We start from the raw sequence: 22,425 nt of genomic DNA, 5'->3' as shown, positions 1-22,425 counted from the left end.
GTCCGTGCGCGAATACCTACTGATGGCGCTCGTCGCGGCGGCGGCGACCTACCTGCTGGTCCCGCTGGTCCGCGTCTTCGCCATCCGCATCGGCGCGATGCCCGAGGTCCGTGACCGGGACGTGCACACCACCCCGACACCGCGGCTCGGCGGCCTGGCCATGTACGGCGGGCTGGTGGCGGGCCTGCTGGTGGCCGCCAAGCTGCCGTACGCCGGGGGGAAACTCGCCGAGGAGGCCGCGACCGGGGGGAAGGTCGTCCTCGGGCTGATCCTCGCCGGCGGCCTGATCACGCTGACCGGCTTCCTGGACGACTGGTGGGGCATGGACGCCCTGATCAAGCTGGCCGGGCAGATCGGCGCGGCGGGCGTGCTGGTCGCCTTCGGGGTCAGCCTGCCCTGGATCCCGCTGCCCACCAGCATGGGCGGGCTCTACGTCCTGGACTCCACGCTGAGCCCGCTGATCACGATCATGGTCATCGTCGTCATGATCAACGCGGTCAACTTCGTCGACGGGCTGGACGGGCTGGCGGCCGGGATCGTCGGCATCGCGGCCATGGCCACCTGGACCTACTCCGTCGCCCTGTCCACGGACTTCGGCAACACCAGCATCAACGTCACCGCCGCGGTCACCTCGGTGCTCATCGGCGTCTGCCTGGGCTTCCTGCCGCACAACTTCCACCCGGCGAAGATCTTCATGGGCGACACCGGGGCGATGCTGATCGGCCTGGTCCTCGCCTCCACGATGATCACCGTCACCCCGCTCGACTCCAGCAGCATCAACCGCTTCCCGGTCATCCTGCCGATGCTGGTCCCGGTCGCGATCCTGGTGCTGCCGCTGCTGGACCTGATCATGGCGGTGGTCCGGCGAACGTCCAACGGGCTCTCGCCGTTCGCCCCCGACCGCGGGCACCTGCACCACCGGCTGCTGGACATCGGCCACTCGCACCGCACGAGCGTCCTGATCATGTACGCGTGGACGTTCCTGTTCGCCTTCGGGGTCGTGGCGATGTCCGTCAAGGGCGTCCCGCTGGTCCTGTTCCTCCTGGCCGTGCTGCTGGCCGTCGGCGTGCTGGTGGCGATGGGGCTGCCGCGCATGCGCCGCAACGGCGGGGGAGCGCACGCCGCCGGCCGGCACGTCCGCCCCGGCGAGGGGCCCGCCCACGGGCAGGCCGCCCACCCGCTTCCTCCCGAGGCGCCGGCCGCCCAGGACGTCCGCCCCCTCCCGGCCGACCCCCCGTTCCCGCAGGGCGCCCGCCCGCTCCCGGTGGAGGCTCCGCTCCAGCGGCCTCTGCGCCCGGCGTCCCCCGAGCCTCCGCTCCCGGGGGAGCACCCGGTGGGCGACGACAGGGCGGAGCTGTCCGCCCTGTCCGACCTGTCACTCAGCGCTTCCCGCCAGCGTTTCCCGGCCCCGGGGACAGGGCGCTGAACACCTGCCGGAAACCTCTAGATCGTTTACTTGAAACGGCAGGTAAAGGCGCTCTTCCAGGAGCTTGTGATAGCTTTCACTAGCAGGTGCTGAACAGTACGAGACCTGCTGGGTAGCAATCGCTCGCTTGATAACTGTCACTGGGAGTGCCGATGCAGGCCAACGACGTGCGCCTCCTGAAGGGAGCCGCGATCCCCACGGCTCTGGCCGGGCTGGCCGTGGTCGTGGTCGCGACCGTGCTGGCCGGAGGGAAGGGCGCGCTGGGCGCCGCGATCGGCCTGCTGGTCGTCTCGGTCTTCTTCACCGTCGGCCTGGTGGCGGTCTCCTACGCCAGCCGCGTCTCGCCCATGATGATGATGACCGCCGCGGTGGTGACCTACGCGGTCAAGATCCTGGCGGTCATGGCGATGCTGAAGGCGTTCGAGGACGCCACGGCGTTCGAGCCCAAGGCCTTCGGCTGGGCCGCCATCGTCTGCACCCTGGCGTGGACCGTCGGTGAGATGCGCGGCTTCATGAAGCTCAAGATGCTCTACGTCGATCCGGAGGGTAGGGTCCCGGGTCAAGGTGATTCCCGATGAGGACTAAGATCCCATCGGGTGCGGTGGGGCCCGATATGACTAGCCCTCATCATGCCTGCTATCGTCGTGGCCGCGATGAGCGAGAAGAAAATCCGGCCCGAGGACGACGGCCGCGACTTCGCCAACGCCGCTTGGTCGATCCCCAGCTATCTGCTCTCCGGGATGATCCTGTACGGCGGGGCGGGATGGCTGCTGTCCAAGTGGACCGGAGTGGTCGCCTTCACTCCGATCGGGCTGATTCTCGGCGTCGCTCTCGCCGTCTACCTGGTCTACCGGAAGTACGGCCGCTAGTCCTCGGCTGCGGCCGGCTCGCCGACGAAGCCATTTCGATCCACTACCACGTTGAAGGGACCGCCGCGTGAGCACGCTGACGCTCCTCACCGCTCCCGAGGACAAGTTCACGCCTCCGGGGCTGGAACTCTTCGACCTTCCGCCGATCATCGCGGGCGTCACCTGGTTCACCAAGCCGGTGCTCCTGGCGGTTCTGAGCTCGCTGATCGTCATCGCCTTCTGCTGGGCCGCCTTCGCCAAGCCGAAGCTCGTGCCCCGGGGCGTGCAGAACGTCGCCGAGATCGGCTACACGTTCGTCCGCGACCAGGTCGCCCGGCCGTTCCTCGGCAAGGACGCCGACCGGTGGATGGGCCTGCTGCTGAGCATCTTCTTCATGGTCTGGATCTGGAACCTGATGGGCGTCATCCCCGTCGTCCAGTTCCCGGTCGCCTCGCACATCGCCTTCCCGATCGTGCTGGCGCTGAGCATCTACGTCCTCAAGATCTACCTGGGCATCAAGCACCAGGGCCCGATCGGCTACTTCAAGAACATGATGTTCCCGCCGGGCCTGCCCAAGCCGATCTACGTGCTGCTCGCCCCGATCGAGTTCCTCTCGAACCTGATCATCGCGCCCTTCACGCACGCGGTGCGACTGTTCGCCAACATGTTCGCCGGCCACATCATCCTGGCGTTCTTCAGCCTGGTCGGCTTCTGGTTCCTCTTCGAGAAGCTCACCCCGCTGGGCGCCCCGCTGGGCGTGGTCGGCGTCGTCATGACGATCGCGATGACCGGCTTCGAGATGTTCATCCAGTTCCTGCAGGCGTTCCTCTTCGCGATGCTCGCCGCGATGTACATCGGCAACTCGCTCCACGCCGAGCACTAAGACCCACCTCGAATATCCAGACCGGTGGAGGGCATCCACCGGCCGACCAGTAAAGGAAGACACAATGGGCATCCTCGCTGAGGTCACCGGCTCCCTCGGTTCCATCGGCTACGGTCTCGCCGCGATCGGCCCCGGCATCGGCGTGGGCATCATCTTCGGTCAGGGCGTGCAGGCCATCGCCCGCCAGCCCGAGGCCTACGGCCTGATCCGCCAGAACATGCTGCTCGGCTTCGTTCTCACCGAGGCCCTGGCCCTCATCGGTCTCGTCGCGCCGTTCATGTTCGGCCAGTAAGACCCGAATATCTCTGACGGAAGGCTGCACCAATGATCACAGCAGCTTCGCTCCTGGCGGCGGAGGGGAACAACCCGCTCATCCCGCACGCCTACGAGCTGGTCGTCGGCATCTTCGCCTTCGCTGTCGTCCTCATCGTCGTCGGCAAGATCCTCACCCCGCGCATTCAGAAGACTCTGAACGAGCGGACCGAGGCGATCGAGGGCGGCATCCAGAAGGCGCAGGACGCCCAGGCCGAGGCCCAGGCGCTGCTCGCGCAGTACAAGGAGCAGCTCGCCGAGGCTCGTCACGAGGCGTCCCGCCTGCGTGAGGAGGCCCGCGAGCAGGGTGCGCAGATCAAGGCCGAGCTCCGCGAGGAGGCGCAGGCCGAGGCCCGCCGCCTCATCGAGGCGGCGCACGTCCAGATCGAGGCCGACCGCCAGCAGGCGTTCGCCCAGCTCCGCTCCGAGATCGGCCGGCTCTCGACCGACCTGGCGGGCCGCATCGTCGGTGAGTCCCTCGAGGACGAGGCGCGCCAGCGCCGCACCGTCGACCGGTTCCTGGAGGAGCTCGAGTCGAGCAGCGCGGCGGTCCGCTGATGATGGAGCGAACCCGACGCAGTGAGCGGAGTGGCTCGCGAGGCACGAGCGGGCCGCGTAGCGAACGAGGAAGGGTGAGCGACCGATGAGGGGTCTGAGCAGGACCTCGCTGGCCGAGGTCGAGGAGCGCTTCAACGCCGTGGCGGGAAGCGCCGACCTCGGCACGCTGGCCGACGAGCTCTTCTCGGTCGCCGACCTGTTCGACCGTGAGCACGGGCTCCGCCGGAGCATGTCCGACGCCGCCCGCCCGGCCGAGCAGAAGGCCCAGATCCTCCGGGTCCTGCTGGAGGGCAAGGTCAGCGCCGCCGCGCTGGAGACGGTCGTGGCGGCCGTCTCCGTCAAGTGGGCGCGCTCCGGCGACCTGGCCGACGCGCTGGAGCGCCTCGGCGTGGTCGCCGCGTCGGCCGAGGCCGAGGCGCAGGGCCGGCTCGACGACGTCGAGGACGAGCTGTTCCGGTTCGGGCGCATCGTCGCCTCGAACCTCACCCTGCACCGGACGCTGACCGACCCCGCCGCGCCCGCGCAGGGCAAGCGCGAGCTGCTCGACGCGCTTCTCGGCGCGAAGGTCGCCCCGACGACCCTCCGTCTGGTCACGCAGCTCGTGGTGCATCCGCGAGGACGTAGCCTGGACGGTGGACTGGCGGAGTTCGGCGGCCTGGTCGCGTCCCAGCGGCAGCGTCTCGTCGCGGTGGTGCGCAGCGCCGTCGCGCTCTCCGAGGAGCAGAAGCAGCGCCTCGCCGCGTGGCTTCGCACCTCGTACGGCCACGACGTTCACCTGAACGTCGAGGTGGATCCGCGAGTGCTCGGTGGGTTCTCCGTCCGCATCGGGGACGACCTCATCGACACCACCATCGCGGGACGAATCGAAGAAGTCCGCCGCCGGTTGGCCGGCTAGGCGAATAGGGAGACAGAAGAGAGATGGCGGAGCTTACGATCCGGCCGGACGAGATCCGGGACGCGCTTGAGCGCTTCGTCCAGGCGTACGAGCCGGAAGGCGCCGCGCGCGAGGAGATCGGGACCGTCGTCGACTGCGGCGACGGTATCGCCCATGTCTCCGGCCTTCCCTCGGCGATGGCGAACGAGCTGCTCGAGTTCGAGGACGGCACGCGTGGTCTGGCACTGAACCTGGACGTCCGGGAGATCGGTGTCGTTATCCTGGGCGACTTCAGCAAGATCGAGGAGGGCCAGTCGGTCCGCCGCACGGGAGAGGTCCTCTCCGTGCCGGTCGGCGACGACTTCCTCGGCCGCGTGGTCGACCCGCTGGGCAACCCGCTGGACGGCAAGGGCGCCATCGAGTCCGAGGGCATGCGTGCTCTCGAGCTCCAGGCCCCCTCCGTGGTCCAGCGCCAGCCGGTGAAGGAGCCGCTGGCCACCGGCATCAAGGCGATCGACGCCATGACCGCGATCGGCCGGGGTCAGCGCCAGCTGATCATCGGTGACCGCGGCACCGGCAAGACCGCCATCGCCGTGGACACCATCCTCAACCAGCGGGAGAACTGGCTCTCCGGCGACCCGGCGAAGCAGGTCCGCTGCGTCTACGTCGCCGTCGGCCAGAAGGGCTCGACGATCGCGCAGGTCAAGGGCCGCCTGGAGGCGGCGGGCGCGATGGAGTACACCACCATCGTCGCCGCCCCGGCCTCCGACGCGGCCGGCTTCAAGTACCTCGCCCCCTACACCGGTTCGGCCATCGGCCAGCACTGGATGTACCAGGGCAAGCACGTCCTCATCGTCTTCGACGACCTGACCAAGCAGGCCGACGCCTACCGCGCCGTCTCCCTGCTGCTGCGCCGCCCGCCGGGCCGCGAGGCCTACCCCGGCGACGTCTTCTACCTGCACTCCCGTCTGCTGGAGCGCTGCGCCAAGCTCTCCGACGACATGGGCGCCGGCTCGATGACCGGTCTGCCGGTCATCGAGACCAAGGGCAACGACGTCTCGGCGTTCATCCCGACCAACGTCATCTCCATCACCGACGGCCAGGTCTTCCTCGAGACCGACCTGTTCAACGCCGGTGTGCGTCCGGCCATCAACGTCGGTGTCTCCGTCTCCCGAGTCGGCGGCTCCGCGCAGACCAAGGCCATGCGGAAGGTCGCCGGCACGCTCCGCCTCGCCCTGTCCCAGTACCGCGACCTGGAGGCCTTCGCGGCCTTCGCCTCCGACCTGGACGCGGCCTCCAAGGCGCAGCTCGAGCGCGGCCAGCGCCTGGTCGAGCTGCTCAAGCAGCCGCAGTACAGCCCCTTCCCGGTGGAGAAGGAGGTCGTCTCGATCTGGGCCGGCACCACCGGCGAGCTCGACGAGGTCCCGGTCGAGGACATCCGCCGCTTCGAGGCGGAGTTCCTCGACTACATCGGCCGCGACCACAAGGGCATCTTCGATGGCATCCGCGAGACCCGGGAGCTCTCGGACGACGCGATCACGGCCCTCAAGGACGCGATCGCCCAGTTCAAGAAGGGCTTCGAGACCTCCGCGGGCGAGCTGCTGGTCAACGAGGAGCCGGTCGCGGCTCTCGGCGCCAACCGGGTCGGCCAGGAGAAGATCGTCAAGCACGTCCAGGACGAGAAGAAGTAGCCGATGGGTGCCCAGCTAAGACTGCTGCGGCGGCGGATCAAGTCGGTCAAGTCCACGGCGAAGATCACGCGTGCCCAGGAGCTCATCGCCTCGTCGCGCATCGTGAAGGCGCAGCAGCGGATGCAGGCGGCCGTGCCGTACGAGCGGGAGATCACTCGCGCGGTCACGGGCGTGGTCAGCAACAGCAGCAGCGTCGACCACCCGCTGACCGTGGCGAAGGAGAACCCCCGCAGGGCGGGCGTGCTCATCGTCACCAGCGACCGCGGGTTCTGCGGCGGCTTCAACGCCAACGTCCTGCGTGAGGCCGAGGCGCTCGGCGGGCTGCTGCGGAGCAGGGGCATCGAGCCGGTGCCCTACGTGGTGGGGCGCAAGGGCATCACCTGGCACAGCTTCCGGGGACGGGAGATGGGCGGACAGTGGGGCGGGTTCTCCGACAGCCCCGCGTACGCCAACGCCAAGGAGATCGCCGACACGCTCATCAGCGCGTTCTCGGACGAGAACGGGATCGACGAGATCCACGTCGTCTCGACCGAGTTCGTCTCGATGCTCACGCAGGAAGTCGTGGTCAAGCGCATCCTGCCGCTGGAGGTCGTGGAGACCACCGAGAAGCCGGACACGCCGCTGCCGTACTTCGAGTTCGAGCCCACCGCGGGAGACGTGCTCGACACGCTGCTCCCGCGCTACGTGGAGTCGCGGATCTTCAGCACGCTGCTCCAGTCCGCGGCGTCGGAGCACGCCGCGCGTCGCCGGGCCATGAAGTCGGCGACCGACAACGCCAACGAGCTCATCCGCGTGTTCACGCAGCAGATGAACCAGGCTCGCCAGGCCGAGATCACCCAGGAAATCAGCGAGATCGTCGGTGGCGCGAACGCGCTGGCTGACGCCGCAGCGGGGAAAGAGTGAAATGACTGCAGAGACTGTTGAGACCGGCGTGGGCCGCGTCGCCCGGGTCACCGGTCCCGTCGTCGACGTGGAGTTCCCCGTCGAGGCGATGCCCGACATCTTCAATGCCCTGAACGTGGAGATCGTCGTGGGCGGCGAGAGCAAGACCCTGACCCTGGAGGTCGCTCAGCACCTGGGCGACAACCTGGTCCGGGCCATCTCGATGCAGCCCACCGACGGCCTGACCCGCGGTGCGGCGGTCTCCGACTCCGGCCTGCCGATCTCGGTGCCGGTCGGCGACGTCGTCAAGGGCCACGTGTGGAACGCGCTCGGCGAGTCCCTGGACGTGCCGACCGCCTCCCTGAAGGTCACCGAGAAGTGGGGCATCCACCGCCCCTCCCCGGCGTTCGACACCCTCGAGTCGCGCACCGAGATGCTGCCCACCGGCATCAAGGTCATCGACCTGCTCACCCCGTACGTGAAGGGTGGCAAGATCGGCCTGTTCGGCGGCGCGGGCGTCGGCAAGACCGTTCTGATCCAGGAGATGATCCGCCGCGTCGCGCTGAAGTTCTCCGGAACCTCGTGCTTCGCCGGCGTCGGCGAGCGTACCCGTGAGGGCAACGACCTCTGGCTGGAGATGGAGGAGGCGGGCGTCCTCAAGGACACCGCGCTCGTCTTCGGCCAGATGGACGAGCCGCCGGGCACCCGTCTGCGCGTCGCGCTCTCCGCCCTGACCATGGCGGAGTACTTCCGCGACGTGCAGAAGCAGGACGTGCTCCTGTTCATCGACAACATCTTCCGGTTCACCCAGGCCGGCTCCGAGGTCTCCACCCTGCTCGGCCGCATGCCGTCCGCGGTGGGCTACCAGCCGACCCTGGCCGACGAGATGGGCGTGCTCCAGGAGCGCATCACCTCGACCCGCGGTCACTCGATCACCTCCATGCAGGCGATCTACGTCCCCGCGGACGACATCACCGACCCGGCCCCGCACAACGCGTTCGCGCACCTCGACGCGCAGACCGTTCTGTCCCGGCCGATCTCGGAGAAGGGCATCTACCCCGCGGTGGACCCGCTCGACTCCAGCTCGCGGATCCTCGACCCGCAGGTCGTCGGCGAGGAGCACTACCGCGTGGCCCAGGAGACCAAGCGGATCCTGCAGAAGTACAAGGAACTGCAGGACATCATCGCGATCCTGGGCATCGACGAGCTCTCCGAAGAGGACAGGGTCACCGTCAACCGGGCCCGCCGCATCGAGCGCTTCCTGTCGCACCCGATGTACGCCGCCGAGGCGTTCACCGGCCAGCCGGGTGAGTTCGTGCCGCTGGACGAGACCATCGCGTCCTTCAAGGGCCTGTGCGCCGGTGACTACGACCACCTGCCCGAGCAGGCGTTCTTCATGGTGGGCGGCATCGAGCAGGCCATCGCCAAGGCCAAGGAACTCGCCCGCTAGTCGCCTTCGGCGCCGGTACGGCCCAGGCCGTGCCGGCGCCCGGTTCGAAAGGAACGGATGCGAAAGTGGCGAAGCTGCGAGTAGGCGTCGTCTCCCCGGAGCGGGAGATCTGGTCCGGCGAGGCCGACATGGTGATCGCCAAGACCGTCGACGGCGAGATCGGCATCATGCCCCAGCACGCTCCCGTGCTCGGCGTCCTCGTCGAGGGCGGCGTGCTGAAGGTGAAGCGGGGCGGCGGCGAGGCCGACCTGGTCGCCGCGGTCCACGGCGGGTTCCTCTCCGTGGCCGACAACGAGGTGTCGATCCTGGCCGAAGTGGCCGAGCTCGGCTCCGAGGTGGACGTCGCCAGGGCGAAGCACGCGCTGGACCGCGCGCAGGCCTCTGTCGAGGCCAACCAGGAGAACGCGGACGCCGCCGCCGAGGCCAAGCGCGCCCGGGCCCGGCTGCGCGCGGCAGGCGAGGAAGTCGGATAGGTTCTGCTTCTGAGCGGCGTGGTTTCTGGGGGCGGCGGACATGATGGTGCTTGACGTACTCATCGTTGCGGCACTGCTCGCCGCCCTCCTGGCCTCCCGCGTGCTGATCCTCATCCGCTCCCGGGGCTCGGTGCTGTGCTGCCTGCGCCCGCTGCCCGGCAAGCGGGGATGGCGGGTGGGGGTGGCCCGCTACGCGGGGGACCGGCTCAACTGGATCCCGCTCATAGGTCTGCTACCGAGGCCGCGCCACGTGATCGTGAGGCGCGGCCTCGTGGTTTCCGGGCGCCGCCGCATCGGGACCGGCGAGTTCTTCGGCTTCCTGGAGGGCGTGACGGCCCTGGAGTGCGAGAGCGGAACGTTCCGCTTCGAGCTGGCCGCCGGCTACCGGGCGCTGACCGGCTTCGTGGCCTGGCTGGAGTCGGCCCCGCCCAGCGCCCACCTCGACGTCGCCTGACGGACGTCCCGGCCGGGGCCGGGCGCTCTCGGCGGTGCCGCCCGCTCTACCGCGTCCGGGACCCTCTCAGCGGGTGCCGCCGGGCTTCCAGAGGATCTCGTCGCCGCCCGCCGCCACGCGGCAGAGGATGAACATCAGGTCGCTGAGCCGGTTGAGATACGTCGCGGTCAGCGGGTTGACATCGTCGTGGGCCTCCAGGGCGGCCCAGACGGTCCGCTCGGCGCGGCGCACGACCGTCCTGGCCACGTGGAGCCAGGCGACGGCAGGGGTGCCCCCGGGGAGGATGAAGCTGCGCAGCGGCGCCAGGCGCTCGTTGAACTCGTCGCAGCGGGCCTCCAGCCACTCGACGTAGGACGGCTCGACGCGCAGCGGGGGGAACTCCGGGTTCTCCGTGACCGGGGTGCACAGGTCGGCGCCGACGTCGAACAGCTCGTTCTGGATCCGGAGGAGGACGGCGGAGACGTCCTCGTCGAGCGCGCCGTGGGACAGGACCACGCCGAGCGCGGCGTTGGCCTCCTCCACGTCCGCGTAGGCGGCCAGGCGGGGGTCGGTCTTGCGCGTGCGGCTCATGTCGCCGAGGGCGGTGGTGCCGTCGTCCCCGGTACGGGTGTAGATCTTGGAGAGCACCACGGGGTTGTCTCTGTCGGCTCGCGTCATGGAGTCAGGCTATCGGGCAGAAAAATGCCCTGATTAACCCCCATAGCGGGCAATATGCTTCACCAATGCTCTCTGGTTCTTACCTGCGTTTTCCGCATATCTCCGGTGACACCCTGACGTTCGTCGCCGACGATGACGTCTGGACGGCTCCCGCCGGTGGAGGGCGGGCCTGGCGCCTGACCTCCGACCGGGCCCCGGCGAGCCACCCCCGGCTGTCCCCCGACGCCACGAAGATCGCCTGGACGAGCCTGCGCGACGGCGACCCCGAGGTGTTCCTCGCGGACCTGGAGACCGGCTCCGCCGAGCGGCTGACCTACTGGGGCGACTTCCGGACCCGGACCCGGGGGTGGACCCCGGACGGGCGGGTCCTCGCGATCAGCGCCACCGGCCAGCCGTTCGCCTCCATGACCTTCGCCTACGCGCTGGACGGCGCGCACGCCGAGCGGCTGCCGTACGGTCCCGTCACCGACCTGGCGGTCACCGGAGAGCCGGACGCCCAGGAAGGCCCGGGGGGCACGGAAGGCCCGGGGGGCACGGAAGGCCCGGGGGGCACGGTGGCGCTGCTCACCGCCTCCCTCGCCCGCGATCCGGGGACCTGGAAACGCTACCGGGGCGGTACGGCGGGCCGCCTGTGGGTCGGCCGCGCGGGCGGTGACTTCACCCGGCTGGCGGCCGGGCTGAACGGCCACCTCGCCAGCCCGATGATCGTCGGCGGGCGCCTGGTCTTCCTCTCCGACCACGAGGGCGTCGGGAACCTCTACTCCACCGGGCTCGACGGGACCGGACTGCGCCGCCACACCGACCACGACGCCTTCTACGTCCGGCACGCCACCACCGACGGCACCCGGATCGTCTACCAGAGCGCCGGCGACCTCTACCTCCTCGACGGCCTGGACGCCGAAGCCCGGAAGCTCGACGTCCGGCTCGGCTCCCCGGTCCGGGGCAGGCAGCCGCGGCAGGTCAACGCCGGCCGCAACCTGCACGACCTGGCCGTGGACGCGACCGGGCGGGCCAGCGCGGTGGAGGTCAAGGGAACCGTGCACTGGCTCACCCACCGGGACGGCCCGGCGCGGCAGCTCAGCTCCGGGCTCGCCGCGGGCAAGCCCCGCATGCTCGGCGCGGACCAGGTGGTGTGGGTCGTCGACGACGGGCGGGAGGAGGGCCTGGAGATCGGCCCGGCAGGGGGCGGGGAGACCCGCAGGATCGCCGCGGGGAGACTGGGCGAGGTCGGGGACCTGGCCGTCGCGCCCGACGGGAGCACGGTCGCGGTGGCGGCCAGGGACGGCAGACTGCTCCTGGTGGACGTGGCCTCCGGCGAAGTCGTCGAACTGACCGCCGCGAACGGCCAGATCGGTGACATGGCCTGGTCCCCGGACTCCGCCTGGCTGGCCTGGTCGCATCCGGAGGCGACGCCGCTGCGCCGGATCCGGCTGGCCCGGGTGGCCGACCGGGTGGTCCACGACGTGACCGACGGCCGCTTCGTGGACGTCTCGCCCGCCTTCACCGGCGGCCACCTGGCGTTCCTGTCGCGCCGCGGGTTCGACCCGGTCTACGACGCGCACTCCTTCGACATGTCCTTCCCGTACGGCTACCGCCCCTACCTGGTCCCGCTGGCCGCGGCCACCCCCTCTCCCTTCGCCCCCAGCCCCGACGGGCGGCCCGCGGCCGAGCAGGACGGCGGCGGGGACGGGGACGGGGGGGACGGCGGGGACGGCGGCGGGAAGAAGAGCGAGCCCGCGCTCACCGTGGACGTGGAGGGGATCGCCTCCCGCGTGGTGCAGGTGCCGGTGCCCGAGGGCCGCTACTCGACGCTGCGCGCGGTCAAGGGCGGGTTCGTCTGGCTGCGCGAGCCGCTGGCCGGGGAGCTCGGCGAGGACCGGGGCGAGCTCGGCGGCGAGCCGCCCAGGCCCGCGCTGGACCGCTACGACCTGGCCAAGCGCACCTGCGAGGAACTGGTCGGCGCGCTCGACTGGTACCGGGTGAGCGGCGACGGGACCCGGCTCGTCGTCAGCGACAAGGGCGCGCTCACGGTCCGCTCCGCCACCGGCAAGAACGGCGGCGACGACGTGACCGTGGACCTGTCGCGGATCCGGATCACCGCCGATCCCGCGGCCTACCGGCGGCACGCCTACGCGCAGATGGGCCGCCGGGTGCGGGCCGACTTCTGGGTGGAGGACCTGGCGGACGTCGAGTGGGACGCCGTGCTGGCGGAGTACCGGCCGCTGGTGGACCGGGTCGCCACCGGCGACGACTTCGCGGACCTGCTCTGGGAGGTCGTCGGTGAGCTCGGCAGCTCGCACGCCTACGTCATCCCCGCGCCGTGGGGTCCCCCCGCCTCCGACGCGGTCGGGCTGCTCGGCGCGGACCTGTCCAGGAACGGCGAGGGCCGCTGGCAGGTGGACCGGGTGCTGCCCGGCGAGTCGTCGGACGTGCACGCCCGCTCCCCGCTGGCCGCGCCCGGCGCGGCGGTCCGGCCGGGGGAGGCGCTGCTGGCGGTCGACGGCCGCCCGGTCCCCCCGGAGGGGCCCGCGCGGCTGCTGGTCGGCGCCGCGGACAAGCCGGTCGAACTGACCCTTGAGGGCGGGCGCCGGGTGGTCGTCACGCCGCTCCGCGACGACCGGCGGCTGCGGTACCAGGACTGGGTGGCGGCCCGCCGGGCGCACGTCCGCGAGCTGAGCGACGGGCGCCTGGGCTACCTGCACATCCCGGACATGGTGGCCGAGGGCTGGGCGCAGTTCCACCGCGACCTGCGCCGGGAGATGACCTTCGAGGGGCTCGTCGTGGACGTGCGGGGCAACCGCGGCGGCCACACCTCCGAGCTGGTCATCGAGAAGCTGCTGCGCCGGGTCATCGGCTGGGACCTGCCCCGGGGCCTGGCTCCGATCACCTACCCCGAGGACGCCCCGCGCGGTCCGCTCGTCGCGGTCACCGACTACAACGCCGGGTCGGACGGCGACATCGTCACCGCCGCCTTCAAGATCCACAAGCTCGGCCCGGTGGTCGGCACCCGCACCTGGGGCGGGGTCATCGGCATCGAGGAGGACCACCGCCTGGCGGACGGGACGGCCGTCACCGTGCCGAGGTACTCGTTCTGGTTCGAGGGGCTCGGCTGGGGCGTGGAGAACTACGGCGTCGACCCGGACGTCGAGGTGGACATCACCCCGGACGACTGGGCCGCCGGGCGGGACCCGCAGATCGAGGAGGCGGTGCGGCTGGCGCTGGCCGCCCTGGCGGAGCGCCCCGCGGCGAGCCCGCCCGACGCCGCGGCGCGTCCCTCCCGCCGCCGCCCGGCGCTGCCTCCCCGGCCGTGATCCGGTCCTCCTCCGGCCCGGCGCGGCCGGGAGGTCCACCGGCGCCGTCCCCCGCGTGACCCCGGGGCGGCCGGGTCCGGGGCGCCGTCCCGGGCCCGGCCGTCCGGTATGACATTTGTCATTCCGATCACCTGCGAGATCCATATTTCTCCGGTGATATCGGCGACTACCTGCCGGTAGGCCGATGGATCATGATTTCTCACATGAGCACACCACAGCTTGCGGACGCGACCGGCACCGGGCTCGCCGGCCCGGAGAACGTGATCGAGGTCGGCGCGCTCCGGCAGAAGTACGGCGACTTCGAGGCCGTGCGCGGCATCTCCTTCGCCGTCCCCCGGGGAGAGGTCTTCGCCCTGCTGGGCACCAACGGGGCCGGGAAGACGACCACGATGGAGGTCCTGGAGGGCTACACGCCCGCCACCGACGGCACCGTCCGGGTCCTCGGCCTCGACCCGATCCGGCAGCACCGCGAGCTGCGCCCCCGCGTGGGCATCATGCTCCAGGAGGGCGGCTTCCTCGGCGACCTCACCGTGGCCGAGACCGTGGACCTGTGGAAGGGCCTGAGCCAGGACGCCGGCCGCCCGGTCACCCTGTCCGGCAGCACCGAGCTGCCGGGCGGGTTCACCCTCATGGGCACCCGGATCCGCCGGGTGGACCGCGTGACCATGGGCGCGCTGGAGCTGGTGGGCCTGGAGAAGAAGGCCCGCGTCAAGGTCAAGCAGCTCTCCGGCGGCCAGAAGCGCCGGCTCGACCTCGCGCTCGCGGTGCTCTCCGGCCCCGAGGTGCTCTTCCTGGACGAGCCGACCACCGGGATGGACCCCGAGGCGCGCCGTACGACGTGGAAGGTTGTGGAGGGACTGCGGGACGCGGGCACCACCGTGCTGCTCACCACGCACTACCTGGAGGAGGCCGAGCGCCTGGCCGACCGCCTGGCCATCATGCACGAGGGCCGCATCCACACCCACGGCACGGTCGACGAGGTGGTGGCCACCTCCGGCGACATGATCACCTTCCGGCTCCCCGGCACCTCCTGGACCTTCGGTGACCTGCCCGCGCTGGACGGCGTCACCCCGGTGCTGACCTACGCCGGCGGCGGCACGGAGGTCGGCTACACGCTGACCGGCTCCGACACCGGGACCCGCGCGCACGCCGCGCTCCGGCCCCTGCTGGCCTGGGCCGACGCGCACGGCGAGACCCTGGGGCGGCTCGCCGTGCGCCGGGGCACCCTGGAGGACGTCTTCATGCGGATCGTGGGAGAGGTCTGAGGCGTGAAGCGCGACGGAACCGATCCGGCGGGCGCCCTGGAAGGCGCCGGCACGGCAGACATCGGCACGGCAGACGCCGGCATGGCAGGCGGAGTGAGGCGCGCAGGCGGGCGGCCCGCCCTGCGGACGAGGAGTGGTGAGTGATGAAGACCGATGTTCTGCACGCCGTACGGCTGGCGCGGATCGACCTGACCCTGGTCGGCAGGAACACCACCGTGCTGTTCAACGTGATGCTGATGCCGATCCTGATCGCCGCGCTCTACAGCACGTTCCCGGTGGGGGAGACCGCCGGGGTGAGCGGCGAGGTGTTCGTCCTGACCGGCGTTCCCGGGCTGATGCTGGCGTTCGCGGTCTTCATCAACCTGGTCAACGCCTTCACGTCCCGCCGCGAGGAACTGGTGCTCAAGCGGCTGCGCGGGGGCCAGCCGTCGGCGGCGGCGGTCATGGCGGGAAGCGGGCTCAGCGCCCTGGTGCTCTTCCTCTTCCAGGTGGTTCTGCTGGGGATCTGGGTCTACCGCTTCGAGGGCATCCTGCCGGCCAACGTGCCGATGATGGTGCTCGCCGCCGCTCTGGGGGTCGCCGTGTTCGGCCTGATCGCGGCAGCCTTCTCCGGTATGACGCCGAACGCCGAGATGGCGCAGATCACGGTGCTGCCGGTGCTGCTGGTCATGATGGTCGCCGCGCCGGTCGCCTTCCCCGCCGACGTGCTGCCCGGCCCGCTGGCCGTGGTCACGGGCCTGCTCCCGGTCACCCCGATCGTGGAGATGATGCGCACCGGCTTCCTCGGTGCGGACCACTTCACCAGCGGCGGCGAGAAGCTGAGCATGGTCGGGCAGTGGGTGGCCGCGCTGCCCTCGATCGGGATCCTGCTCGTCTGGATCGTGATCGGCGGGCTGCTGGCCAGGTGGCTGTTCCGGTGGGAGCCCCGGCACGGCTAACGTGAACGCCGATGCCGACGAATACTGACAGAAAGGGGGCGGGGCGCATCCGGCGCCTCGTCCCTCCGTCCGTTCCCCGCCTGCCGCTGCGCCGGAGGAACCGCTCCCAGGTCGAGCGGCTGCGCCGGCTGACCTTCTGGATGCTGAGCATCGGTGCCTTCCTGCCGTGGGTCGGCTCCCTCGGCTGGCTCTCCCGGGCCACCGCGATGGACCGGCCGGTTCCCGTCATGGTCCTGGGAGTCGTGGTGCTGGTCCTGTTCAGCCTGCTCCAGGTCCGCATGGTCAGGGCCGCGATGGACGGTACCCCCGCCAACCGGGAGGTCGTCGCCTCGGGTGCGATCGCGCTGGTGGTGCTGGCGACCCAGGACGGGCACCTGTGGTCCTGGGGGATGGCCGCCACGGCCTGGGCGACGGGTGCGGCGCTGCTGCTGAGCCGGCCCGGCACCCTCCTCGCGACCTTCGGCGCGACCGCGGCCGGGCTGTACCTGCTCTGGCCGGGCGCCCCGGACTCTCCGGAGGCTCTGGCGATCTACACGGACCAGGAGGAGTTCGGCGCGGCGGTCGGCGGCTACATCGGGGTGTCCCTGGCGCTCCCGTGGGCGAACCGGTTCCAGCTCTGGTTCTGGGAGGTGGTCCGGGCGGCGGAGGCCGGCAAGGAGGCCAAGGCCAGGCTGGCGGTGACCGAGGAGCGGCTGCGCTTCGCCCGGGACCTGCACGACCTCGTCGGGCACAGCCTCTCGGCGATCGCGGTCAAGAGCGAGGTGGCCGTCAAGCTCGCCGGGGCCGACGCGGAGCGGGCCGCCGCGGAGATGGACGAGGTCCGCGGGCTGGCCAGGGAGGCGCTGAAGGAGATCCGCACGGCGGTGCGCGGCTACCGTACGGTCGATCTCGGCGCCGAGCTGCGCAGCATGGCGGCGGTGCTGGAGGCGGGCGGGATCCGCTGCGTGCTCCGGACCCCGCCGGAGGAGATCCCCGAGGAACTGGCCACGCTGCTGGCCTGGGTGGTCCGCGAGGGCACCACCAACGTGCTGCGGCACAGCGCGGCGACGCGCTGCAGGATCTCCATCGCCCTGCAGGCCGGGGCGGCGGTGCTGGAGATGGTCAACGACGGGGTGACGGGAGTGGACGGCCGGGGCGGCACCGGCCTGACCGGGCTGGCCGAGCGGGTGGCCGCCTCGGGCGGGTCGGTCACGGCCGGGGCGGACCGCTCCGGGGAGTTCAGACTGCGGGCGACGGTCCCGCTGGAGGGAGCACGATGATCCGGGCGAGGCGGGCAGCGGCGGTGCCGGAGGAGGTCCGGTGATCCGGGTGCTGCTGGCCGACGACGAGCACCTGATCCGGGAGGCGATCGCCACGCTGCTCGGGCTGGAGCCGGACATCGAGGTCGTGGCCCAGGTGGCCAGGGGGGACCTGGTGGGGCAGGCCGTACGGGACAACGCGCCCGACGTGGTCGTGCTGGACATCGAGATGCCGGGGATGGACGGACTGAGCGTCGCGGAGACCCTGCCCGGGCACGCCGTGCTGATGCTGACCAGCTTCGGCCGTCCCGGCTACCTGCGGCGGGCGCTGGCGGCCGGGGTCCGCGGCTTCGTGCCCAAGGACGCCTCCTCCGACGAGCTGGCCACGGCGATCCGCAGGGTCCACTCCGGCGGGCGCTACCTCGATCCGGAGATGGCGGCCTCGGCGATGATGGCGGGGGAGAGCCCGCTGACCGACCGGGAGCGGGACGCGCTGGCCCTGGCCGCGCGGGGCGCCCCGGTGGGAGAGATCGCGGCCTCGCTCCACCTCACCGAGGGCACCGTCCGCAACTACCTGTCCAGCGCGATCACCAAGCTGGGGGCGGGCAACCGGATCACCGCGATCCGCGTGGCGCAGGAGAAGGGGTGGATCTGACCCCCTTCCCGGCCCGGGACGCGGGTCCGGCCGGGCACCGGCCGCCGCCGGGAGGGGGCGGCTCCGTCCCGGACGCCCGGCGGGGTCCCGCCCCCCGGAGCACGCCCATCAGGCTGTCAGCGACCGCCGGTAGATGTGCACGGCGGTGCCGATCAACCGGTCGAGCGGGGGCGGGGGGTCGGCCAGCACCCACTCGATGAGCAGTTCCTGGAGCGCGCCGATCATGCCGAGCACGAGCAGGTGGGGATCGGTGTCGGCCGCCTCGGGCGTCTGCAGGAGGCCGGTCTCGATGATCTGGGTGAAGCCCGCCACGGCCTCCTGCCGCGAGGTGGTGAGGCAGTCGCCCGCCCGCCGTACCTCCAGGTGCAGGATCCGGGCCCGGCGCGGATCCTCGGTGACGAACTCGATGTAGGCGGCGACGCCGGCCTCGATCCGCCCGAGCAGCGTGTTCGGGGCCTGCTCGACGGCCCTGGAGACCGCCACGAGGTTGTCCCGGACGCAGCGGTCGTACACCACCTGCATCAGCTCCTCGCGGCCGCTGAAGCACTCGTAGAAGGCGCGGTTGGAGATGCGCGCGGCGGCGCACAGCTTCTCGATCGTGGTGTCGGGGAAGCCGTTCCTGGCATAGAGGTTGTACGCGGCCGAGATCAGCCGCTCCCGGCGCTCCTCCATCCGCTCCTCTGTTGACATTCCTCTGTACAGACGCCGACCCACGTCAAGTCCTCGCTGCGGGTGAGGGCTTGACAAATTCACGCTCTATCACATCCACCCCATGATCCTGGATACCGGAACCCACCATTATGGGTGCAAGATCCTTTTTGGGGAAGAGTCAGGGCGTCATCGCTTCCGACGGCCATGCAAGAACGTCACAAGCTTGACCACGCGGTCAAGCTCGGCTTGCCCTCGGGCGAACGAGGTGAGGTTCATTCCGGGCAGCGCGAAGCGCTGGCGGGAGACGGCCTTGGGCCGGGCGAACTCGCGCAGCCCGTCCGCGCCGTGGATCCGGCCGAACCCGGAGTCGCCGAGGCCGCCGAAGGGGAGCGCGGGGACGGAGGCGAAGGAGATGACCGAGTTGATCGCGGTCATGCCGCTGCGCATCCGGCGGGCGAGCTCCACGGCCCGCCGCCGGTTCCCCGAGAAGATCGTGCCGGCCAGGCCGTAGGCGGTGGCGTTGGCCTTCTCCAGCGCCTCCTCCGCGTCGGCGACGCGCCGGACCGTCACGGTCGGGCCGAACGTCTCCTCGCGGACCGCGGGGGAGTCCTCCGGCACGTCCTCCACGATCACCGGGTCGACGTACGGCTCGCGGACCGACTCCGGTCCGCCGAGCACCGCCTTCCCGCCCGCGACGGCCTCGCCGATGTGCCGCCGGATGACGTCGATCTGCGCGGGCATGGTGATCGGGCCGTAGTCCTCGCCCGCCCGGAGCGTGCGGGCCCGCTCGGTCAGCTCCCGCATGAACGCGTCGTAGACCGCGTCGACCACGTAGACCCGCTCCACGCCGACGCAGGTCTGCCCGGCGTTGGACATCGCGCCCCACAGCGCGGCGTCCGCCGCCGCGGCCACGTCCGCGTCGGCGTCCACGATCAGCGCGTCCTTCCCGCCGCACTCGGCGACCAGCGGCGTCAGGTTCTCCGCGCAGGCCGCCATCACCCGCTTGGCGGTGGCCGTCGAGCCGGTGAACGCGATCTTCTTGACCCCGGGGTCCCCCGCGAGCGCGGCGCCCGTCTCGCCCAGGCCGGTCACCGTACGGAAGACGGGCCGCTCGGGCACGGCCTCGGCGAACAGCTCGGCCAGCAGCACGCCCACGCCGGGGGTCAGCTCGCTCGGCTTGAACACCACGGCGTTGCCCGCCGCCAGCGCGTAGGCGATCGAGCCCATCGGGGTGAAGACCGGGTAGTTCCACGGGCCGATCACCCCGACCACGCCCAGCGGCAGGTACTCCAGCGTCGCCGCCAGGTTGGCGCCGACCATCCCGGGGGAGATCCGGCGCGGACCGAGGACCCGGCGCGCGTTGCGGGCCGCCCAGTCGATGTGGGTGATGGCCAGGATCACCTCCAGGGTGGCGTCGGCCTTCGGCTTGCCGGTCTCCTCGTGGACCACGCCGGCGACCCTGGCGATGTTCTGGGTGATCACCGCCTTGTAGTCCAGGAGCCGGCGCCTGCGCTCGCTCCAGCCCAGCCCGGCCCACCACTCCGCGGCGGATCCGGCCTCGGCCACGGCGGCGCGCACGGCCCCGGCGTCCTGGACCGGGTGGGTGCCGACGACGGCGCCGGTGGCGGGGTTGAGGGAGTCGAAGGTTCGCTGCTCGGTCGCCGTGGACATCACGGGCCTCCTGTCGTGCGTGGCGGATGCCCGGGGAGGGGCGCCTCCGCCCCGGGAGGCGCGGCGGACCGGACGGGCACGGTGCGGCCCACGATAGACCGCGCCCGTTGCGCAGTAAACCATTACTTACCCGGATGCCTCCGGCCGCCCCCGCCGTTCACCGGGTGAGGATCCCCCGGTCCAGGGCGGTGGTGACCGCGGCGGTGCGGTCGGAGACGCCGAGCTTGCCGAAGATCCGCAGCAGGTGCGTCTTGACCGTGGTCTCGCTGATGAACAACTCCCGGCCGATCTCCGCGTTGGTCAGCCCCCTCGCGACGAGGGAGAGCACCTCGGTCTCGCGCCGGGACAGCGACACGGCCGCCGGGGCCCGCATCCGGGTCACCAGCCTGGTCGCCACCGACGGCGAGAGCACCGTCTCGCCCCGCGCGGCCGAGGCGATCGCGGCCAGCAGGTCCGCCCGGGAGGTGTCCTTGAGCAGGTACCCGGCGGCCCCGGCCTCGACCGCGCGCACGATGTCCTGGTCGGTCTCGTAGGTGGTCAGCACGATCACCCGGCTCTCCGGCCGGTCCGCCAGGATGCGCGAGATCGCGCTCACCCCGTCGCCGCCGGGCATGCGCAGGTCCATCAGGATCACGTCCGGCGCCAGCTCCCGCGCGCGCACGACCGCCTCGTCGCCCGAGGCGGCGTCGCCCGCCACGGTGATCCCGGGATCGGACTCCAGCATCCCGCGCAGGCCCTCGCGGACCACCGGGTGGTCATCGACGATCATCAGACGCAGCAACGGTCATGCCCTCCGCTCGGCGGTGTCCCCGGTCCCGGCGGGGACGCCCCCGCCGGACGCCCCGCTGCCGTCCCCGTCCCGGAACCCGCCCGGCGGGGGGACGGGGGCGCCGGTTCCCTCCGCGGAGGCGGCCGGTCCGGCGGGAACGGTGATCTCGACGGCGGTGCCCTCGCCGGGAGCGCTGGTCAGGGTGAGGGACCCGCCCACCTGCTCCACGCGGGCCCGCATGCCCCGCAGGCCGTACCCGTCGCGGGAGCGGGGATCGAACCCCCTGCCGTCGTCGCGGATCCGCAGCGCCACGGAACCGGCCCCGTAGGTCGTGGAGACCTCCACCCGCCCGGCCGACGCGTGCTTGCGCACGTTGGACAGGGCCTCCTGAACCGCGCGGATGAGGACGACCTCGGTGGGCGGGGGCAGTGCCCTCGACTCCCCCCTGACGGCGGCGTCCGCCGCGATCCCGGTCTCCTCGCCCAGTCGGGCGGCGAGCCTCCTGAGCGCCTCGTCGAGGGTGGAGCCGTCCAGCGGGGCGGGGCTCAGGGCGGCGACCAGCGCGCGGGCCTCGGCCAGGTTCTCCCGCGCGGTCCGTACGGCCAGCGCCAGGTGCCGGGCCGGGTCCGGCTGCGCCTCGGCGGCCTGGATCAGCATGATGATGCTGGTGAACCCCTGGGCCAGGGTGTCGTGGATCTCCCCGGCCAGCCGCTCCCGCTCGGCCAGCGCGCCGCGCTCGGCCGAGAGCCGGGCCACCTCGGCCCGCTGGGCCTCCAGCTCCTCGATGAGCGAGGCCCGCTCCTCGCTCTGCTCCATGATCCGCTCCATCCAGACGCCGAAGACGGCGGAGAAGAAGACCGTGATCGTGGTGACGGTCAGGAAGTTGAACGTCCCCTCCCAGCCGTCGCGGGACAGCAGGAAGCGCAGGGCCGGGCCGGCGTTGAGCACGACGACCACCGCGACGGCGGGCCTGGCCGCCAGCACCATGAAGCACTGCGGGCAGAGTCCGAAGAGGGCGAACGTCGCACTCGGTGCGAGGAGCGCGGCCGGAGTGAACAGCACGACGAGCAGGACGACGTAGACGACCCCGCGCCGCCGGTCCTCGTCCAGGATCGCCGGGCGGCCGACGAGGAGGTAGACCGGGAGGATCGCGGCCATGAGCCCGGCGGCGAGAGGGTCCTCCCAGCCGGGCCGGCCTTCCAGCGCGATGAACACGGCGGGCAGGAGCGTCGAGGCGCCGAGCATCAGCTCCCAGCCGCGCAGCGACTCCCAGGCGTGGGGTCCGGCCGGGTCGGCGGGCCGGCCCGGCCGCATCAGCGGGATGGGGATCCGCGGGACCGGTCGGCGCGGGGCGGGCGGCCCGCCGGTGAGGGCTCCCACCGGCCGCGGCGTCTCCTCCCCGGCCCCGTCCCGCGGCCT

22 protein-coding genes are annotated in these 22,425 nt (G+C 71.6%); 17 read left to right on the top strand and 5 right to left on the bottom strand.

What is annotated here, in order from left to right:
• Positions 1-4 precede the first annotated feature (4 nt).
• From FHS22_RS23500 to FHS22_RS23445, 12 genes are all read left to right on the top strand, one after another.
• A complete protein-coding gene (locus FHS22_RS23500; protein ID WP_184944895.1) occupies positions 5-1,426 on the top strand; it encodes an MraY family glycosyltransferase in 1,422 nt (473 codons plus the stop codon).
• Positions 1,427-1,578: 152 nt separating this feature from the next.
• Positions 1,579-2,004, top strand: coding sequence for a Cg1360 family ATP-synthase-associated protein (locus FHS22_RS23495; protein WP_184944893.1), 426 nt, complete (start codon positions 1,579-1,581; stop codon positions 2,002-2,004).
• Positions 2,005-2,079: 75 nt separating this feature from the next.
• Positions 2,080-2,295, top strand: a complete 216-nt coding sequence (locus tag FHS22_RS23490; protein ID WP_221474003.1) for an AtpZ/AtpI family protein — start codon at positions 2,080-2,082, stop codon at positions 2,293-2,295.
• A gap of 67 nt (positions 2,296-2,362) precedes the next feature.
• Positions 2,363-3,157, top strand: a complete 795-nt coding sequence (gene atpB, locus FHS22_RS23485) for a F0F1 ATP synthase subunit A (protein ID WP_184944891.1) — start codon at positions 2,363-2,365, stop codon at positions 3,155-3,157.
• A gap of 64 nt (positions 3,158-3,221) precedes the next feature.
• The gene (gene atpE, locus FHS22_RS23480; RefSeq protein ID WP_030906562.1) at positions 3,222-3,449 is read left to right on the top strand and encodes an ATP synthase F0 subunit C; all 228 of its coding nucleotides are present in this window, start codon (positions 3,222-3,224) and stop codon (positions 3,447-3,449) included.
• A gap of 32 nt (positions 3,450-3,481) precedes the next feature.
• On the top strand, positions 3,482-4,027 hold the full coding sequence (locus tag FHS22_RS23475) for a F0F1 ATP synthase subunit B (RefSeq protein ID WP_184944890.1): 546 nt from the start codon (positions 3,482-3,484) through the stop codon (positions 4,025-4,027).
• Between the two features lie 85 nt (positions 4,028-4,112).
• Complete coding sequence (locus FHS22_RS23470) at positions 4,113-4,922, top strand: F0F1 ATP synthase subunit delta (protein ID WP_184944888.1); 810 nt, start codon at positions 4,113-4,115, stop codon at positions 4,920-4,922.
• Between the two features lie 23 nt (positions 4,923-4,945).
• Positions 4,946-6,592, top strand: a complete 1,647-nt coding sequence (atpA, locus tag FHS22_RS23465) for a F0F1 ATP synthase subunit alpha (RefSeq protein WP_184944886.1) — start codon at positions 4,946-4,948, stop codon at positions 6,590-6,592.
• A 3-nt stretch (positions 6,593-6,595) separates the two neighbouring features.
• On the top strand, positions 6,596-7,495 hold the full coding sequence (locus tag FHS22_RS23460; RefSeq protein ID WP_184944884.1) for a F0F1 ATP synthase subunit gamma: 900 nt from the start codon (positions 6,596-6,598) through the stop codon (positions 7,493-7,495).
• 1 nt (position 7,496) lies between these two features.
• Entirely contained in the window at positions 7,497-8,924 is a 1,428-nt protein-coding gene (gene atpD / locus FHS22_RS23455) for a F0F1 ATP synthase subunit beta (protein ID WP_184944882.1), read from the top strand.
• Between the two features lie 65 nt (positions 8,925-8,989).
• Positions 8,990-9,397, top strand: coding sequence for a F0F1 ATP synthase subunit epsilon (locus FHS22_RS23450; RefSeq protein ID WP_184944880.1), 408 nt, complete (start codon positions 8,990-8,992; stop codon positions 9,395-9,397).
• Between the two features lie 40 nt (positions 9,398-9,437).
• Positions 9,438-9,851 carry a DUF2550 domain-containing protein gene (locus tag FHS22_RS23445; protein WP_260408204.1) on the top strand — a complete coding sequence of 138 codons (414 nt, stop codon included), beginning with the start codon at positions 9,438-9,440 and terminating at the stop codon, positions 9,849-9,851.
• A gap of 66 nt (positions 9,852-9,917) precedes the next feature.
• Here the strand turns inward: FHS22_RS23445 and FHS22_RS23440 are convergent, their stop codons facing one another.
• Complete coding sequence (locus FHS22_RS23440; protein WP_184944879.1) at positions 9,918-10,508, bottom strand: cob(I)yrinic acid a,c-diamide adenosyltransferase; 591 nt, start codon at positions 10,506-10,508, stop codon at positions 9,918-9,920.
• Positions 10,509-10,573: 65 nt separating this feature from the next.
• Between FHS22_RS23440 and FHS22_RS39005 the strand changes: the two genes are divergently transcribed.
• From FHS22_RS39005 to FHS22_RS23415, 5 genes are all read left to right on the top strand, one after another.
• A complete protein-coding gene (locus FHS22_RS39005; protein ID WP_184944877.1) occupies positions 10,574-13,819 on the top strand; it encodes a S41 family peptidase in 3,246 nt (1,081 codons plus the stop codon).
• 203 nt (positions 13,820-14,022) lie between these two features.
• Positions 14,023-15,084: an ABC transporter ATP-binding protein gene (locus FHS22_RS23430; RefSeq protein ID WP_184944875.1), complete on the top strand. Its 1,062-nt coding sequence runs from the start codon at positions 14,023-14,025 to the stop codon at positions 15,082-15,084.
• Positions 15,085-15,227: 143 nt separating this feature from the next.
• Positions 15,228-16,022 (top strand): ABC transporter permease, encoded by a 795-nt coding sequence (locus FHS22_RS23425; protein ID WP_184944873.1) that lies wholly within the window; start codon positions 15,228-15,230, stop codon positions 16,020-16,022.
• A gap of 11 nt (positions 16,023-16,033) precedes the next feature.
• Positions 16,034-17,281, top strand: coding sequence for a sensor histidine kinase (locus FHS22_RS23420; protein WP_184944871.1), 1,248 nt, complete (start codon positions 16,034-16,036; stop codon positions 17,279-17,281).
• Between the two features lie 40 nt (positions 17,282-17,321).
• Positions 17,322-17,915, top strand: coding sequence for a response regulator transcription factor (locus tag FHS22_RS23415; RefSeq protein WP_184944869.1), 594 nt, complete (start codon positions 17,322-17,324; stop codon positions 17,913-17,915).
• 108 nt (positions 17,916-18,023) lie between these two features.
• Here the strand turns inward: FHS22_RS23415 and FHS22_RS23410 are convergent, their stop codons facing one another.
• The 4 genes from FHS22_RS23410 to FHS22_RS39330 form a co-directional block, all read right to left on the bottom strand.
• Positions 18,024-18,587 (bottom strand): TetR/AcrR family transcriptional regulator, encoded by a 564-nt coding sequence (locus tag FHS22_RS23410; RefSeq protein ID WP_260408203.1) that lies wholly within the window; start codon positions 18,585-18,587, stop codon positions 18,024-18,026.
• A gap of 165 nt (positions 18,588-18,752) precedes the next feature.
• Positions 18,753-20,237 (bottom strand): aldehyde dehydrogenase family protein, encoded by a 1,485-nt coding sequence (locus tag FHS22_RS23405; RefSeq protein ID WP_184944866.1) that lies wholly within the window; start codon positions 20,235-20,237, stop codon positions 18,753-18,755.
• A gap of 157 nt (positions 20,238-20,394) precedes the next feature.
• Entirely contained in the window at positions 20,395-21,018 is a 624-nt protein-coding gene (locus FHS22_RS23400; protein WP_184944865.1) for a response regulator, read from the bottom strand.
• Positions 21,019-21,021: 3 nt separating this feature from the next.
• A complete protein-coding gene (locus FHS22_RS39330; protein ID WP_184944864.1) occupies positions 21,022-22,386 on the bottom strand; it encodes an ATP-binding protein in 1,365 nt (454 codons plus the stop codon).
• Between the last annotated feature and the right edge of the window lie 39 nt (positions 22,387-22,425).

The organism is Thiemannella venezuelensis, from assembly GCF_014203605.1.
In the GTDB taxonomy this organism is placed as follows: Bacteria; Actinomycetota; Actinomycetes; order Streptosporangiales; family Streptosporangiaceae; genus Planomonospora_A; species Planomonospora_A venezuelensis.
This window is presented reverse-complemented; position numbering and strand designations above follow the sequence as displayed.

Bases quoted from the DNA above. Each gene is read 5' to 3' on its own strand.
- FHS22_RS23495 (WP_184944893.1), top strand. From the start codon at position 1,579: ATGCAGGCCAACGACGTGCGCCTCCTGAAGGGAGCCGCGATCCCCACG.
- FHS22_RS23490 (WP_221474003.1), top strand. From the start codon at position 2,080: ATGAGCGAGAAGAAAATCCGGCCCGAGGACGACGGCCGCGACTTCGCC.
- atpE (WP_030906562.1), top strand. From the start codon at position 3,222: ATGGGCATCCTCGCTGAGGTCACCGGCTCCCTCGGTTCCATCGGCTAC.
- FHS22_RS23475 (WP_184944890.1), top strand. From the start codon at position 3,482: ATGATCACAGCAGCTTCGCTCCTGGCGGCGGAGGGGAACAACCCGCTC.
- FHS22_RS23470 (WP_184944888.1), top strand. From the start codon at position 4,113: ATGAGGGGTCTGAGCAGGACCTCGCTGGCCGAGGTCGAGGAGCGCTTC.
- atpA (WP_184944886.1), top strand. From the start codon at position 4,946: ATGGCGGAGCTTACGATCCGGCCGGACGAGATCCGGGACGCGCTTGAG.
- FHS22_RS23460 (WP_184944884.1), top strand. From the start codon at position 6,596: ATGGGTGCCCAGCTAAGACTGCTGCGGCGGCGGATCAAGTCGGTCAAG.
- atpD (WP_184944882.1), top strand. From the start codon at position 7,497: ATGACTGCAGAGACTGTTGAGACCGGCGTGGGCCGCGTCGCCCGGGTC.
- FHS22_RS23445 (WP_260408204.1), top strand. From the start codon at position 9,438: ATGATGGTGCTTGACGTACTCATCGTTGCGGCACTGCTCGCCGCCCTC.
- FHS22_RS23440 (WP_184944879.1), bottom strand. From the start codon at position 10,508: ATGACGCGAGCCGACAGAGACAACCCCGTGGTGCTCTCCAAGATCTAC.
- FHS22_RS39005 (WP_184944877.1), top strand. From the start codon at position 10,574: ATGCTCTCTGGTTCTTACCTGCGTTTTCCGCATATCTCCGGTGACACC.
- FHS22_RS23430 (WP_184944875.1), top strand. From the start codon at position 14,023: ATGAGCACACCACAGCTTGCGGACGCGACCGGCACCGGGCTCGCCGGC.
- FHS22_RS23425 (WP_184944873.1), top strand. From the start codon at position 15,228: ATGAAGACCGATGTTCTGCACGCCGTACGGCTGGCGCGGATCGACCTG.
- FHS22_RS23420 (WP_184944871.1), top strand. From the start codon at position 16,034: ATGCCGACGAATACTGACAGAAAGGGGGCGGGGCGCATCCGGCGCCTC.
- FHS22_RS23410 (WP_260408203.1), bottom strand. From the start codon at position 18,587: ATGGAGGAGCGCCGGGAGCGGCTGATCTCGGCCGCGTACAACCTCTAT.
- FHS22_RS23405 (WP_184944866.1), bottom strand. From the start codon at position 20,237: ATGTCCACGGCGACCGAGCAGCGAACCTTCGACTCCCTCAACCCCGCC.